We start from the raw sequence: 13100 nt of genomic DNA, 5'->3' as shown, positions 1-13100 counted from the left end.
CGCTTCGCGTAGATTGCCGGGCAGGGGAACCGGACGCGCGCGAGGGGAAAGAGCACAGGTGGCAGGGGCAAGGCAGGCCGTGGGCGAGGCTCGCAGGATCGTCGTCAAGGTGGGGTCCTCCTCGCTGACCACCGCGTCGGGCGGCCTGGACGCCGACCGGGTGGACGCGCTCGTCGACGTCCTCGCCAAGAGCCGCAGCGGCGGGGAGAAGGAGATCGTCCTCGTCTCCTCGGGTGCCATCGCAGCCGGTCTCGCCCCGCTGGGCCTGCGCCGGCGCCCCAAGGACCTGGCCCGCCAACAGGCCGCCGCCAGCGTCGGCCAGGGGCTGCTCGTCGCCCGCTACACCGCCTCCTTCGCCCGCTACGGCGTCCGCGTCGGCCAGGTGCTGCTCACCAGCGACGACATGAGCCGCCGCGTCCACCACCGCAACGCCTCCCGCACCCTCGACAAGCTCCTGGCGATGGGCGCCTTCCCCATCGTCAACGAGAACGACACCGTCGCCACCGACGAGATCCGCTTCGGCGACAACGACCGCCTCGCCGCGCTGGTGGCGCATCTGGTGCGGGCCGACCTGCTGGTCCTGCTGTCCGACGTCGACGGCGTGTACGACGGCGACCCCAGCAAGCCCGGCACCTCGCGGATAGCGGAGGTCCGAGGGCCGGAGGACCTCGCCCACGTCGAGATCGGCAGCGCGGGCAAGGCCGGCGTCGGCACGGGCGGCATGGTCACCAAGGTCGAGGCGGCCCGGATCGCGGCCGCCGCCGGAATCCCGGTCGTCCTCACCAGCGCGATCCACGCCGCCGAGGCGCTCTCCGGCGGCGACACCGGTACCTATTTCCACGCCACCGGCAAGCGCTCCGCCGACCGGCTGCTGTGGCTGCAGCACGCCTCCACCCCGCAGGGCTCGCTGACGCTGGACGACGGCGCCGTACGGGCGGTCGTCGAACGCCGCAAGTCCCTGCTGCCGGCCGGAATCGCCGCCGTCGAGGGCGAGTTCAGCGCGGGCGACCCGGTCGAGCTGCGCGACAGCCGGGGGCACGCGGTCGCGCGCGGGCTCGTCAACTTCGACGCCAAGGAGATCCCGCAACTGCTCGGGCGGTCCACGCGGGAGCTGGCTCGGGAGCTGGGGGCGGAGTACGAGCGCGAGGTCGTGCACCGGGACGATCTCGTGATTCTGCATCCCTGAGCGCAGGGAGGGGCGGTCCACGCCTCGGGCCGAAAACAGGGGGAACGCCCCGCAAGAGAAGTCACCCCGAGGTGGACGTTCCGCGCTGCATTGCCCCGGGGGACAACCCCCGGACCCCCGGCCGAAAACAGGGGGAACGCCCCGCAATAGAAGTCACCCCGAGGTGGACGTTCCGCAAAACCGCCCCGCGATCCCTTGCGGCCTGCTCAACTTTGTCTCAGGGACACATTCCGCACTGCTCGACTCTTGCGTGAAGGAGGCCGTCGTGAGACGAGTGCGCCCTGGGGCGGCGGCGTCCCGCACGGTCGGTGAGGCGGCGCGCGCCTTGACGAGCGTCGCGGCCGGCGACCGGTACGAGGAGCCCGAGGACCTGCCTCGCCTGTGGCACGTCACCCTCAGCGTCTCCGGCCAGGAGGCCCCGCTGAAGGACGTACGGCGCGGCCTGGAACAGCTCGCCCACGACCACCCCTTTCTGCTGACCAGCAGATACGCCAACGACCACGCCGAGATCCGCTACTGGGAAGAGGCCCGCGACCTGCACGACGCGGCCGCCGTCGCCCTGCGCCTGTGGGGCGAGCACCGGCAGACCGCCAAGCTGCCGCCCTGGGAGATCGTCGGCCTGGAGGTCATCGACCGCGAGACCTACCACCAGCGGATCGCGGAAGGGTACGGGCCGCTGCCGGCGACCCCGGTGGGCGTCCACCCCTTTTGAGCGTCTTGAGTGGCCTGTGCGCTTGTCTCGGGGTTTGGGATGCGCGATGAACCGGACCCCGTAGCGCACTAACCTTTTCTCATGACCACGCTCTCGCCGTACGACTCCATGACCCCGGTCACCCAGGCCGCCTACCGCGCCAAGGCCGCCGCCGCCGACCTCGCCCCGTTGCCGCGGGCCGAGAAGGACGACGCGCTGCTCGCCATCGCGGACGCCCTGGAGGTCCGTACGAGCGAGATCGTCGAGGCCAACGCCCGGGACATCGCCAAGGCCCGCGAGGCCGGCACGAGCGAGGCGATCATCGACCGGCTGACGCTGACGCCGGAGCGGGTGCGGGCCATCGCCTCCGACGTGCGGGACGTCGTCGCGCTGCCCGACCCGGTCGGCGAGGTCGTCCGCGGCTCCACGCTGCCCAACGGCATCGACCTGCGCCAGGTCCGCGTCCCGCTGGGCGTCGTCGGGATCATCTACGAGGCCCGCCCGAACGTCACCGTGGACGCCGCAGCCCTCTGCCTGAAGTCCGGCAACGCCGTGCTGCTGCGTGGCTCGGCCTCGGCGTACGAGTCCAACACCGCTCTCGTCCGGGTGATCCGCGACGCCGTGGGCGGGGCCGGGCTGCCCGCCGACGCCGTGCAGCTGGTGCCCGGGGAGAGCCGCGAGAGCGTGCGCGAGCTGATGCGGGCCCGCGGCCTGGTCGACGTGCTGATTCCGCGCGGTGGCGCCTCGCTGATCCAGACGGTCGTCTCGGAGTCCATCGTTCCGGTGATCGAGACCGGCACCGGCAACTGCCACGTCTACGTCGACGCCAACGCCGACCTCGACATGGCGATCGAGATCCTGATCAACTCCAAGGCCCAGCGCGTCAGCGTCTGCAACGCCGCCGAGACCCTCCTCGTCCACCAGGACATCGCCCCCGAGTTCCTGCCGCGCGCCCTGGACGCGCTCGCGGAGGCCGGGGTCACCGTGCACGCCGACGAGCGGGTCATGGCGTACGGCAAGGACTCCAAGGCGACCGTCGTCGAGGCCACGGCGGAGGACTGGGAGACCGAGTACCTGTCGTACGACATCGCCGCCGCGGTCGTGGACTCGCTGGACAAGGCCGTCGAGCACATCCGCCTGTGGACCTCCGGCCACACCGAGGCCATCGTCACGACCTCGCAGCAGGCCGCCCGCCGCTTCACCCAGCTGGTCGACTCCACGACGGTCGCCGTGAACGCCTCCACGCGCTTCACGGACGGCGGTCAGTTCGGCTTCGGCGCGGAGATCGGCATCTCCACGCAGAAGCTGCACGCCCGTGGCCCGATGGGCCTGCCGGAGCTGACCAGCACGAAGTACATCGTCACCGGGGACGGGCACGTACGCCGCTGACGTTCCTGCTGTGCGGGGGCGCGTCGGAGGGCTGGGCGGCGCAGGGCGCACGGCCAGGGCATATGCGCCCGACACACGCCCCCGGGCCGCTCCCGTGCAGCACGACAGGCGTCTCACAGGGCGGATGAATTTCCATACCGTCTGCCCAAATTGAACCCCCAGGACTACTCTGGAGCCGTGCCGGAGGACGTGGGGGGCACGCCGTTCCCTGACGGCTGGGAGCCCGACGACGACCACGACCGCGGGGTGTCGGACGAAGAGTTCGCCTCCGTGGTCTTCGACGAGGCCTTCGTACGGGCGGCCGTGGTGCACGAGCCGACCGCCGTCGAGCGCCTCCTTGCCGCCGCCCAGGCGAGAGCAGAGGCCTCCGAGGCGGAAGCGCGCCGCGCACACGGCCGGGGCGAGCGGTACGAGGACGGGTACGGCCCCGACGACCACACCGGTTTCGGCCATGACCCGGAGTTCGACGATCTGGACGACACGGACATCCTCGAGGGCCGTTACGGCGCCCCCGGGATGTACGGCAAGCAGGTCCGCTGGCACCGTCCCGTCGCCTGGGTGCTCGCGCTCGTGATGGGCATCGGCATGGTCGCGCTGGCCTTCACCGCGGTCTACCGCGGCGCCTCCTCCGGTAGCCGGGACCAGGTACCGCCACCCGCGTCCACCGGGCTGGAACAAGGCAGCGGAGCGGCTCCCTCCGCCTCCGCCGACTACTCGCCGCCGGCCGTCTCGGCGACCCCGCGCACGCCCTGATCGGGCCTGATCAAGGGCCTGAGCGTTACCGAGAGCTGCCCGACCGACCTGGTGAGAACCTGTCAGAACTTGTCGTGTACCAGGGCGTTTACCTGAGCTCCCCGCGACCTACTCTGAAGATATGGGAGGGCCTGGCGACCCACCCGAGGGGGCACCCGAGAGCGGCCCCGGAGGTGGCGAGGACGAGTACCGATCCGTCGTCTTCGACGAGTCGTTCGTCCGCGCTGCCCGCCTTCAGGAGTTCTCCGCGCAGGAGCGCCTGGCCGACCACGCGCCCGCTGTGCGCCGCCGCCCACCACTGCGCCGGGGGCTGTCCCGGCAGGCGCTGATCCTCGTCCTGTTGATCGCCGTGGCCTTCGGTACGGCGATCTATATGGGTGTACGGCATCCCTATCAGAACCCCGCCGCTTCCGGACCGCCCGCCGAGCCCCTGCGGATGACCGTGATCCCGCTCGCCCCCGAGGGCAAGGTGCCCGGGACGACCGACACCGACCAGCTGTACGCGCAGAGCCCCGCCGCGCAGTTCCGCATCGGAGCGGAGGGCATACCGCTGCCGGCCGCGCGGCGTACCGCGCACTTCTCGGACAGTCAGGTGACGAGTGCGCTGAGCATCGCCAAGGACTACATCGTGCGGTCCGCGCTGTATCCGGAGGTGCTCACCGGTAACCAGGTCCGGCCGGTCCGGGTGCTGCTCGACCCCGATCAACTGGACCAGTTCGACCAGAGCTTCCGGCTGCCGGCCGCGGACGGGCGGCATGCGCCGACCGGGTGGATGGTTCGCTTCGACCCCGCCCAAGCCGAGCTGGCCGACCGCCGGATCCGGGTGCAGGGCACGCTGCAGGCCGCCGAGACCGACTCCTCCACCCTTGAGGTCACCGCGGACCACACGTTCGTGTATGCCCTGAGGGCCGCCCACGCGGAGAAGACCGCCGAGGCGTCGCTGTTCACCGTCCGGCGTGAGCTGCACTTCCGGTTCGACCGTGAGGACCTGCGGCTGCACCAGACACAGCTGGTCGTGTCCTACGTCCAGGCCGGACCGCTGTCCTGCGCCGACGACTCGACGAACCGGCTGCATCCGCTGCTGGCGGGGCAGACGGCCAAGGAGGGCGGACCGGCGGGGACCGACCCCTATGCCACGGGCGGGGCGACGGCGCTGTGCGGGTCGCTGGCTGTGGGGTCGCAGCCGAAGGTGTGAGCGGGGTGGCCCGTGGCGGAGCCGCTGATCAATGCAGCGGCCCCGTCGGCCCTGAAGAATCTCAGTTGCCGGAGTCCTGACCGTCCTGGTCGTCGCGCCTCGGCTCGTCCTTGGGCGGCGTACTCGTGAAACCCCCGAATCCCCGCCGTACCCGCCCGCCCAGGTCGCCCGCGCCGCCGGCGATGTCCGTGACCAGCTTCATCAGGGGGTCCTTGGAGGACTTCACGTGGTTGGCGTAATGCGACGCCGACTCGCGGAAGGAGTCGGTGACCGAGGTGTCCTTGTCCTCCGAGCGGCGCGGATAGTGGCCGTCCATGATCCGCTGGTGGTCGCGGGACTCGGCCCACTTCTTCAGCTCGGCGGCGCGGACCGTGGTGAAGGGGTGGGAGCGGGGCAGGACGTTCAGGATCTTCAGGACCGAGTCGCGCAGGTCGCCGCCCGCCTCGTACTCCTCGGCCTGCTTCAGGAACGCGTCCACGTTCATCTGGTGCAGATGGTGGCCGCCCGCGAGCTTCATCAGGCCGCGCATCGAGGACTGGAGGTCCTGGCCGACGAGCAGGCCGGCCCGGTCGGCGGAGAGCTCCGACTTGCGGAACCACTCCCGCAGCGCCGTCACGATCGCCATGATCGCGAGGTTGCCCAGCGGGATCCAGGCGACCCGGACGGCCAGGCTGGTGAGGAAGAGGAGGATCGTGCGGTAGACCGAGTGGCCGGAGAGGGCGTGGCCCACCTCGTGGCCGACCACCGCCCGCATCTCCTCCTCGTCGAGCAGCTCCACCAGGCCCGTCGTGACCACGATGATCGGCTCGTCCAGGCCGATGCACATCGCGTTCGGCACCGGGTCCTGGTTGACGTACATCGGCGGGACCTTCTCCAGGTCCAGGATGTAACAGGCGTCCCGCAACATGTCGTTGAGGTGCGCGAACTGCTGGTCCGACACCCGGACCGAGTCGGACAGGAACAGCAGCCGCAGGCTGCGCTCGGGCAGCAGGCCGCTCAGCGCCTTGAAGACCGTGTCGAAGCCGCTCAGCTTCCGCAGCGCCACCAGGGCCGAGCGGTCGGCCGGGTGCTCGTACGCACGCGAGGAGATCCCCGGGAAACGCCTGCGCTGCCTGCTCGGCACGTTCTCGTGCCCGTTGTGCTCGTGGCCGTCGGACATGTCTTCCCCCATGTGCGTGTGGATGGCCCTGTGTGGCGTGTATGGCCGCTGCGGCCCCTTTGCGGAGCCTTGTTCCGTCCTTTGCGCCCCCGAAGCAGAGCCCAGCCTAGGCGGAGTTACCGTGGACGGGCACTACAGCGAAGGAGTTCCGCGCCATGGAACACAACCCCTCAGCCGCCTGGCTCACCGAAGCCGCGAGCGCGGCCGAGCAGCAGGGGGCGGGGAATCTGCTCCGGGTCGTACTGATCGTGATGGTCGTGGGCTGTGTGCTGACCGCGTGGTTCCTGTTGCGGGGCTACAGGCGGAAGGACGAATGAACCCCCGGGAAGGTTCCCCGCTGGTTCTCAGGGAAGGTTCCCCGCGGGCCGTCGGCGGCTCCCCAACGGTGGAGTCGGCGTGATCGCCGTCATGGCGCCCGCTTACGATGAGCCGACATCTTTATCCCGCCCACACCCGATAGGTCACGCCGAAGATGAGCCTCCACAGCGCAGCTGCCCAGTTCGTCACCCTCGCCGCCGAGGGCGAGGAGCACGGGGGCAACCACGACAGCATCAGCCCGCTGGCCACCGGGGTGGCGCATTTCTCATCCTGCTGCTCCTGCTGTGGGTGACCACGCGCTTCAACCGCGACCGCTGAGCCCCGACCAGGCCCCTCCCGGTCCACCCGGGCAGCTGTCGGCCGGAGCCTTCATACGGGGCCGGTAGGGTCTGCACGCATGGGAGAGCAGGACATGCCTACCGGCCCCGGAAACGGCCCGTCGCACCACGGCAAGCGCCGCCTCGGCGTCATGGGCGGAACGTTTGACCCGATCCACCACGGCCACCTCGTCGCGGCCAGCGAGGTCGCCGCGCAGTTCCACCTCGACGAGGTCGTGTTCGTGCCGACCGGCCAGCCGTGGCAGAAGAGCCACCGGCACGTCTCCCCGGCCGAGGACCGCTATCTGATGACGGTCATCGCCACCGCCGAGAACCCGCAGTTCTCCGTCAGCCGCATCGACATCGACCGCGGCGGCCCGACGTACACCGTGGACACCCTGCGCGACCTGCGCGCCCTCAACCCCGACACGGACCTCTTCTTCATCACCGGCGCCGACGCCCTGGGCCAGATCCTGACCTGGCGGGACTCCGAAGAGCTGTTCTCCCTCGCGCACTTCATCGGGGTCACCCGGCCCGGCCACCACCTCGACGACCCCGGGCTCCCCGAGGGCGGCGTGTCACTGGTCGAGGTGCCCGCGCTGGCCATCTCGTCCACCGATTGCCGCGCGAGAGTCGCAAAGGGCGACCCCATCTGGTATCTGGTGCCGGACGGAGTCGTGCGCTACATCGACAAACGCGAGCTGTACCGCGGCGAGTGAGGCGAGTGAGCCGAGAGGGGCGACGGTGAACGACCGATACGACGCGGGAGCCGCAGGGCAGGGCGCCGACCAGTACGAACTCGTCGGCTACGACGAGTACGGGCGGCCGGTGTACCGGCAGATCCCGTCGCAGCAGCCGCCCCAGCAGCAGTACGACCCGTACGCCCAGCAGGGCTACGGCTACGACCCGTACGCGACCGGCCGACAGCAGCCGGTCCCGCCGTACGACCCCTACGCCACCGGCGACACCGGCCGGCAGCCGCCCACGCCCTCCTACGACGCGTACGGCACCGGCACGCACCAGCAGCACGCCGGCGCGCACTCGCCGCCGTACGACCCGTACGGCCGTACCGCCACCAGCGGTCACCAGCCCCGGGTCGCCGAGCAGACCGCCTACATCCCGCACCAGGCCGGACCGGTCGAGGAACCCCTGACGCAGGACCAGGGGAACCGGGAGTACCACACCGAGCAGTTCGCGTTCGTCGAGGACCCCGACTCGGACTCCGAGGACGTCATCGACTGGCTGAAGTTCACCGAGAACCGCACCGAGCGCCGCGAGGAGGCCAGGCGACGGGCACGCGCGCGTGTGATCGCCCTCGCGGTCGTCCTGGCGCTCGTCGCGGCCGGCGGCGTCGGCTACCTCTGGTACGCCGGGAAGCTGCCCGGCCTGTCGTCGTCGGACGAGAAGACCGACACCGCGACGACCGCGGGCGCCCAGAAGCGTGACGTGATCGTCGTCCATCTGCACAACACCAAGAAGGGCGGCACCTCCACGGCGCTGCTCGTCGACAACACCACCACCAAGCAGGGCACGACCGTCCTGATCCCCAACTCCCTCGCCCTGACCGGCGACGACGGCAGCACCACCACGCTCGCCAAGTCGGTCGACGACGACGGTTCCTCCGGGACGCGCGACGCGATCGACACCGTCCTCGGCACCGAGATCCAGGGCACCTGGCGCCTGGACACCCCGTATCTGCAGAACCTCGTCGACCTGGTCGGCAACATCGAGGTCGACACCAACACCGACGTGCCCGACCCGGACGCCAAATCCAAGGGCGCCGCGCCCCTCGTCCGCAAGGGCAAGGCCCAGACCCTCAGCGGCAAGATGGCCGTCGCCTACGCCACCTACCAGGCGTCCGGCGAGGCACAGAACGCGCAGCTGGAGCGGTTCGGGCAGGTCATGCAGGCCGTGCTGCGCAAGATGACCTCGGACACGCAGGGCGCGACCGTCACCATCCAGACGCTGGGCATGATCATCGAGCCGCCGCTCACCGACAAGGACCTCGGCGCCTTCCTCGCCCGGCTCGCCGACCTCGCCAAGGGCGGCGACTACAAGACGGCCCTGCTGCCCGTCCAGACCGACGGCACCCTCAGCGCCCAGGCGAGCGCCGGCGTCGTCAAGGACGTCCTCGGCGGCACCGCCAAGAGCCCCGACAAGGACGCCGCCGTGCGCGTGTCCATCCGCAACGCCAGCGGCGTCAAGGACAACACCGAGAAGGCCCGCGTGGTGCTGCTGAACGGCGGCTTCACCTTCCTGGAGGGTGGTACGGCCGCCACCGCGGCCACGTCCGAGGTCGTCTACGCCGACGCCGCCGACAAGGAGAACGCCACCGAGGTCGCCAAGACCCTGGGCCTGCCCGCCGGGGCGGTCGCCAAGGGCGAGGTGTCCGCGAACGCGGATGTCTCGGTGGTGCTGGGCCAGGACTACGAGCCGTCGTCCTCCTGACCGCTGGCCCGCATAACCGCAGGCCACCCCACGTGAGCCGATAATCACGTGGGGTGCTGTCGGCGGTCCGTGAGACCCTGGGTGTCGAACGACCGCCGACCGGCTGCAACATGTGGGGGACAACCCCCACACCCCCGGCCGACGCTGCACAGACCCCAGCCGATACCTGCTGCCTACCGAAAGCTTCGTAGTGACCGCTACCGACCGTTCTCTCGAGCTCGTCAACACCGCCGCCCAGGCGGCCGCCGACAAGCTCGCGCACGACATCATCGCCTACGACGTCAGCGACGTACTGTCGATCACGGACGCCTTCCTGCTGGCCTCCGCACCCAACGACCGCCAGGTCAAGTCGATCGTCGACGAGATCGAGGAGCGGCTCCTGAAGGAGCTCGGCGCCAAGCCGGTGCGCCGTGAGGGTGACCGCGAGGCCCGCTGGGTGCTGCTCGACTACGTCGACATCGTCGTGCACGTCCAGCACAGCGAGGAGCGCGTCTTCTACGCCCTGGAGCGGCTGTGGAAGGACTGCCCCGAGCTGGAACTGCCCGACGACGCCAAGGCCACCCGCGGCAAGGCCGCGGAGCACGCCAAGCTCCAGGCCGCCGAGGAGGCGGCCGAGCTGGGCGGTGAGTGGCGATGAGCGCCGGCGACGTGCTCGCGGGCAAGTCCGGCCGGGGCCGCCGCATCATCCTGTGGCGGCACGGCCAGACCTCGTGGAACGTGGAGCGCCGCTTCCAGGGCACCACGGACGTCGCCCTCACCGAGGCCGGTGTCTCCCAGGCCCGCCGCGCGGCCCGGCTGCTCGTCAGCCTCAAGCCCGATGCGATCATCGCCTCCGACCTCCAGCGCGCCGCGCACACGGCCGCCGAGCTGGCCGCGCTCACCGGCCTGGAGGTGACGCACGACGAGGGCCTGCGCGAGACCTACGCCGGCGTCTGGCAGGGGCTGACGCACGAGGAGATCATCGGCCGGTACGGCGAGGAGTACGCCGCGTGGAAGCGCGGTGAGCCGGTGCGCCGTGGTGGCGGCGAACTGGAGACCGAGGTCGCCGACCGCGCCGCGCCCGTCGTGCTCCGGCACGCCGAGAAGCTCCCCGACGACGGCACGCTCGTCGTGGTCAGCCACGGCGGCACGATCCGCACGACCATCGGCCGCCTGCTGGGCCTGGAGGCCCGCTACTGGGAGAGCCTCGGCGGGCTCTCCAACTGCTGCTGGTCCGTCCTGGGCGAGGGCGCCCGCGGCTGGCGTCTGCTGGAGCACAACGCCGGCACCCTGCCGGAGCCGGTGCTCGGCGACGACGACTGACGCCGGGGTCCCGGTCGGGGCGACGCGGGACCCGGATTTCACTTTCTGGCAGGTCGCAGGCTAAAGTTCTTCTTGTTCGCCCCGCTGAGCGGGGACGGAACGCAAGGGGCTATAGCTCAGTTGGTAGAGCGCCTGCATGGCATGCAGGAGGTCAGGAGTTCAATTCTCCTTAGCTCCACAGCGAGACAACAAGATCCCGCCGATCGCTTCGATCGGCGGGATCTTCTGGTATCCGCGGCGGGTGCTCGGATCAACAGCCGGGTCGGCACGTGCGGTTCGCGCGCGGCACCGGCCCGTGCCGAACTGTTCCGGTTCGGCTTGAGTGACTTGGGCCCGCCAGGCGTATACCTCTCATGAGGCGCTTTGGGGTGCGTGTTCGGACGGTTCGTACGGCCGTGGAGGCTGCCGTGTCCGGACTGGTACTGAGGCGTCGCTGACCGTATTGGTCCGGCCGTGGCAGAATCAAACGGCCGGAAGGGGGCGCGGCCCGACGGGAGGGAGTAGCGATGCCTGCGAGCATCCTCGGAGAGGTCGGTCACCTCTTCGACGCAGCGTTGACACGGGATACGATCACCCGCCTCAGCTGCCCTTCCTGCGGCTCCGTCCACGTCGCCCAGCTCCTTGGCGACAACGGCGGAATTTCCTACGTGTGCACGGCCTGCGGCCACAGCTGGAGCTGATCGATGGGTGCACACAGGCGAAAGTGCGACTGGTGCGGCAGCGGAACGCCGATTGTCCGTGACATGGAACCGGTGAACCCCGACTACCAGTACTGGTGCGAGGAATGCGCGCGGGCGCTGATCATAAAAGGTGACCCCATCGAGACCTACCGGGAACTCGAGGGCGAACCGATCTACGGCCGCCTCCTCGAAGAACACTGCACACTCAAGCGCTTCTATTCCTTCGTCACGGCTTGATCGCGGCCGGGGTCCCCGAGGGTGACTCCGGCGATCACGAGAAAAAGGCAGCCCGCCGCTCCATAGAGGGCGGAGCCCAGCAACTCGGCGCCGTTTTGATGTAGTTCGTGCCGTCCTGGGCCGTGCGGTACCCACCACAGGGCGTACGAGGAGAAGACCAACAGCCCGCCCAGGGCCGCGGCCCGGTACGCGCGCGTGGCGAGGAGCAGGACGACCGGCACGCACCACACCCAGTGGTGCGACCAGGACACCGGGCTGATGAGCAGTCCCGTCACCGCACACACCGCCACCGCCCAGGCACGCCGCCCGCGCAACTCCGCCGCCACGGCCACGCCCAGCCCTGCCACGGCCACGACGGCCGCCGTGACGACCCAGGCGGCCCCGGGGTCGGGAGTGTGCAGCAGCCGCGCGAGAACGCCGCGCAGGGCCTGGTTCGCGGTGTCCTCGGCGTGCCCGACGCGTCCCACCGCGAACACCATGCGGGTCCAGAAACGCCAGGAGTCGTACGGCAGTACGGCCGCGGCGAGGAGGGTCGCCCCGGCGAACCAGGCGGCCGCCACGCGCGCGTGCCGCAGCCAGGGGCGGCCGGACCCGCGCCGGCGCCGGGCCACGGCACCGGTGGCGAGCAGGAACAGCGCGAACAGGGCCGGCGTCAGCTTCACGGCCGCCGCGAGCCCGATGCCGACGCCGGCCCAGCGGCCTCCCGGGCGTCGTGACAGATCCCACAGCACCAGGACGGCGAGCAGCAGGTTGATCTGCCCGTACCGCAGCGTCGTCCACACCGGCTCGCACCACACGGCCACCGCCGCGACCCACCACACGCTCTCCACGCGCGCGTGCCCGACCAAACGCAGGGACAGCCGTACGAACACCACGAACAGCGCGAGGTTCCCGGCTGTCCCGAGAGCGCGCACCGTCGCCGTGTCGAGGAGCGTCAGCGGAGTGAACAGCAGGGCTGCGAACGGCGGGTAGGTGGTCGGCAGCCGGGCGGCCGTCGTCCGCAGCGCGTACAGGTCGCCTCCCGCGCGTACGGTCGCGCCCTCGGCCCGGTACACCATCAGGTCGATCATCGAGACGTTGGCGGCACGCTGCGCGAGCCAGAACGCGGCGAAGGAGACCAGGCAGGCGCCCAGAGCGACCGGCGCTCGGCAGCGGACTCCGGGGGACGCGATCACGGTCACGAGACCCGACATTAGTGTGCGTATCGACGCGGAGTGGAAACGATTTGGTGCTGCACTGGGTCGACCGGTAATGTTGGCGTCGCCGCCGGGGAAACTGGGCGGACCAGAACACGGGGCTATAGCTCAGTTGGTAGAGCGCCTGCATGGCATGCAGGAGGTCAGGAGTTCAATTCTCCTTAGCTCCACAGAAATCGAAGGCGGACCATCCTTGTGGATGGTCCGCCTTCGGCGTGTGTACGGCTTC

Annotated in this window: 14 protein-coding genes and 2 tRNA genes; 14 read left to right on the top strand and 2 right to left on the bottom strand. The window is 70.4% G+C overall.

Annotated elements, in window-relative coordinates:
• Positions 1-79: 79 nt before the first annotated feature.
• The 5 genes from proB to ACQEV2_RS14145 all read left to right on the top strand — a co-directional run bounded on the left by proB (position 80) and on the right by ACQEV2_RS14145 (position 5214).
• The gene (gene proB / locus ACQEV2_RS14165; protein ID WP_433054441.1) at positions 80-1186 is read left to right on the top strand and encodes a glutamate 5-kinase; all 1107 of its coding nucleotides are present in this window, start codon (positions 80-82) and stop codon (positions 1184-1186) included.
• A gap of 274 nt (positions 1187-1460) precedes the next feature.
• Complete coding sequence (locus ACQEV2_RS14160) at positions 1461-1898, top strand: hypothetical protein (RefSeq protein WP_433054438.1); 438 nt, start codon at positions 1461-1463, stop codon at positions 1896-1898.
• A gap of 81 nt (positions 1899-1979) precedes the next feature.
• Entirely contained in the window at positions 1980-3266 is a 1287-nt protein-coding gene (locus tag ACQEV2_RS14155; RefSeq protein ID WP_433039978.1) for a glutamate-5-semialdehyde dehydrogenase, read from the top strand.
• Between the two features lie 177 nt (positions 3267-3443).
• Positions 3444-4019 carry a hypothetical protein gene (locus tag ACQEV2_RS14150; RefSeq protein WP_433039976.1) on the top strand — a complete coding sequence of 192 codons (576 nt, stop codon included), beginning with the start codon at positions 3444-3446 and terminating at the stop codon, positions 4017-4019.
• Between the two features lie 121 nt (positions 4020-4140).
• A complete protein-coding gene (locus tag ACQEV2_RS14145; RefSeq protein ID WP_433039974.1) occupies positions 4141-5214 on the top strand; it encodes a hypothetical protein in 1074 nt (357 codons plus the stop codon).
• 61 nt (positions 5215-5275) lie between these two features.
• On the opposite strand, the gene ACQEV2_RS14140 is transcribed toward ACQEV2_RS14145, so the two are convergent.
• Complete coding sequence (locus ACQEV2_RS14140; RefSeq protein WP_433039972.1) at positions 5276-6385, bottom strand: M48 family metallopeptidase; 1110 nt, start codon at positions 6383-6385, stop codon at positions 5276-5278.
• 143 nt (positions 6386-6528) lie between these two features.
• Here ACQEV2_RS14140 and ACQEV2_RS14135 point away from each other — a divergent pair, with 143 nt between their 5' ends.
• The 8 genes from ACQEV2_RS14135 to ACQEV2_RS14100 all read left to right on the top strand — a co-directional run bounded on the left by ACQEV2_RS14135 (position 6529) and on the right by ACQEV2_RS14100 (position 11675).
• On the top strand, positions 6529-6690 hold the full coding sequence (locus tag ACQEV2_RS14135) for a hypothetical protein (protein WP_433039970.1): 162 nt from the start codon (positions 6529-6531) through the stop codon (positions 6688-6690).
• 155 nt (positions 6691-6845) lie between these two features.
• Positions 6846-6983: a hypothetical protein gene (locus tag ACQEV2_RS14130; RefSeq protein WP_433055240.1), complete on the top strand. Its 138-nt coding sequence runs from the start codon at positions 6846-6848 to the stop codon at positions 6981-6983.
• Positions 6984-7088: 105 nt separating this feature from the next.
• Entirely contained in the window at positions 7089-7727 is a 639-nt protein-coding gene (gene nadD, locus ACQEV2_RS14125; protein ID WP_433039968.1) for a nicotinate-nucleotide adenylyltransferase, read from the top strand.
• A gap of 25 nt (positions 7728-7752) precedes the next feature.
• Positions 7753-9456 (top strand): LytR C-terminal domain-containing protein, encoded by a 1704-nt coding sequence (locus ACQEV2_RS14120; RefSeq protein ID WP_433039966.1) that lies wholly within the window; start codon positions 7753-7755, stop codon positions 9454-9456.
• A gap of 190 nt (positions 9457-9646) precedes the next feature.
• Positions 9647-10093: a ribosome silencing factor gene (gene rsfS, locus ACQEV2_RS14115; protein ID WP_433039964.1), complete on the top strand. Its 447-nt coding sequence runs from the start codon at positions 9647-9649 to the stop codon at positions 10091-10093.
• On the top strand, positions 10090-10758 hold the full coding sequence (locus tag ACQEV2_RS14110; RefSeq protein ID WP_433039962.1) for a histidine phosphatase family protein: 669 nt from the start codon (positions 10090-10092) through the stop codon (positions 10756-10758). The genes rsfS and ACQEV2_RS14110 overlap by 4 nt, the downstream gene beginning before the upstream one ends.
• A gap of 105 nt (positions 10759-10863) precedes the next feature.
• A tRNA-Ala gene (locus tag ACQEV2_RS14105) sits at positions 10864-10936 on the top strand.
• Positions 10937-11441: 505 nt separating this feature from the next.
• Positions 11442-11675 carry a hypothetical protein gene (locus ACQEV2_RS14100; protein ID WP_003976229.1) on the top strand — a complete coding sequence of 78 codons (234 nt, stop codon included), beginning with the start codon at positions 11442-11444 and terminating at the stop codon, positions 11673-11675.
• Here the strand turns inward: ACQEV2_RS14100 and ACQEV2_RS14095 are convergent.
• A complete protein-coding gene (locus ACQEV2_RS14095) occupies positions 11654-12856 on the bottom strand; it encodes a glycosyltransferase 87 family protein (protein WP_433039960.1) in 1203 nt (400 codons plus the stop codon). The two genes, ACQEV2_RS14100 and ACQEV2_RS14095, sit on opposite strands and share 22 nt — an antisense overlap.
• Positions 12857-12968: 112 nt before the next feature.
• Between ACQEV2_RS14095 and ACQEV2_RS14090 the strand changes: the two genes are divergently transcribed.
• Positions 12969-13041: transfer RNA gene (locus ACQEV2_RS14090), tRNA-Ala, on the top strand.
• Positions 13042-13100: the final 59 nt, after the last annotated feature.

It is taken from the genome of Streptomyces sp. CA-251387, from assembly GCF_050936625.1.
GTDB lineage: Bacteria > Actinomycetota > Actinomycetes > Streptomycetales > Streptomycetaceae > Streptomyces.
This window is presented reverse-complemented; position numbering and strand designations above follow the sequence as displayed.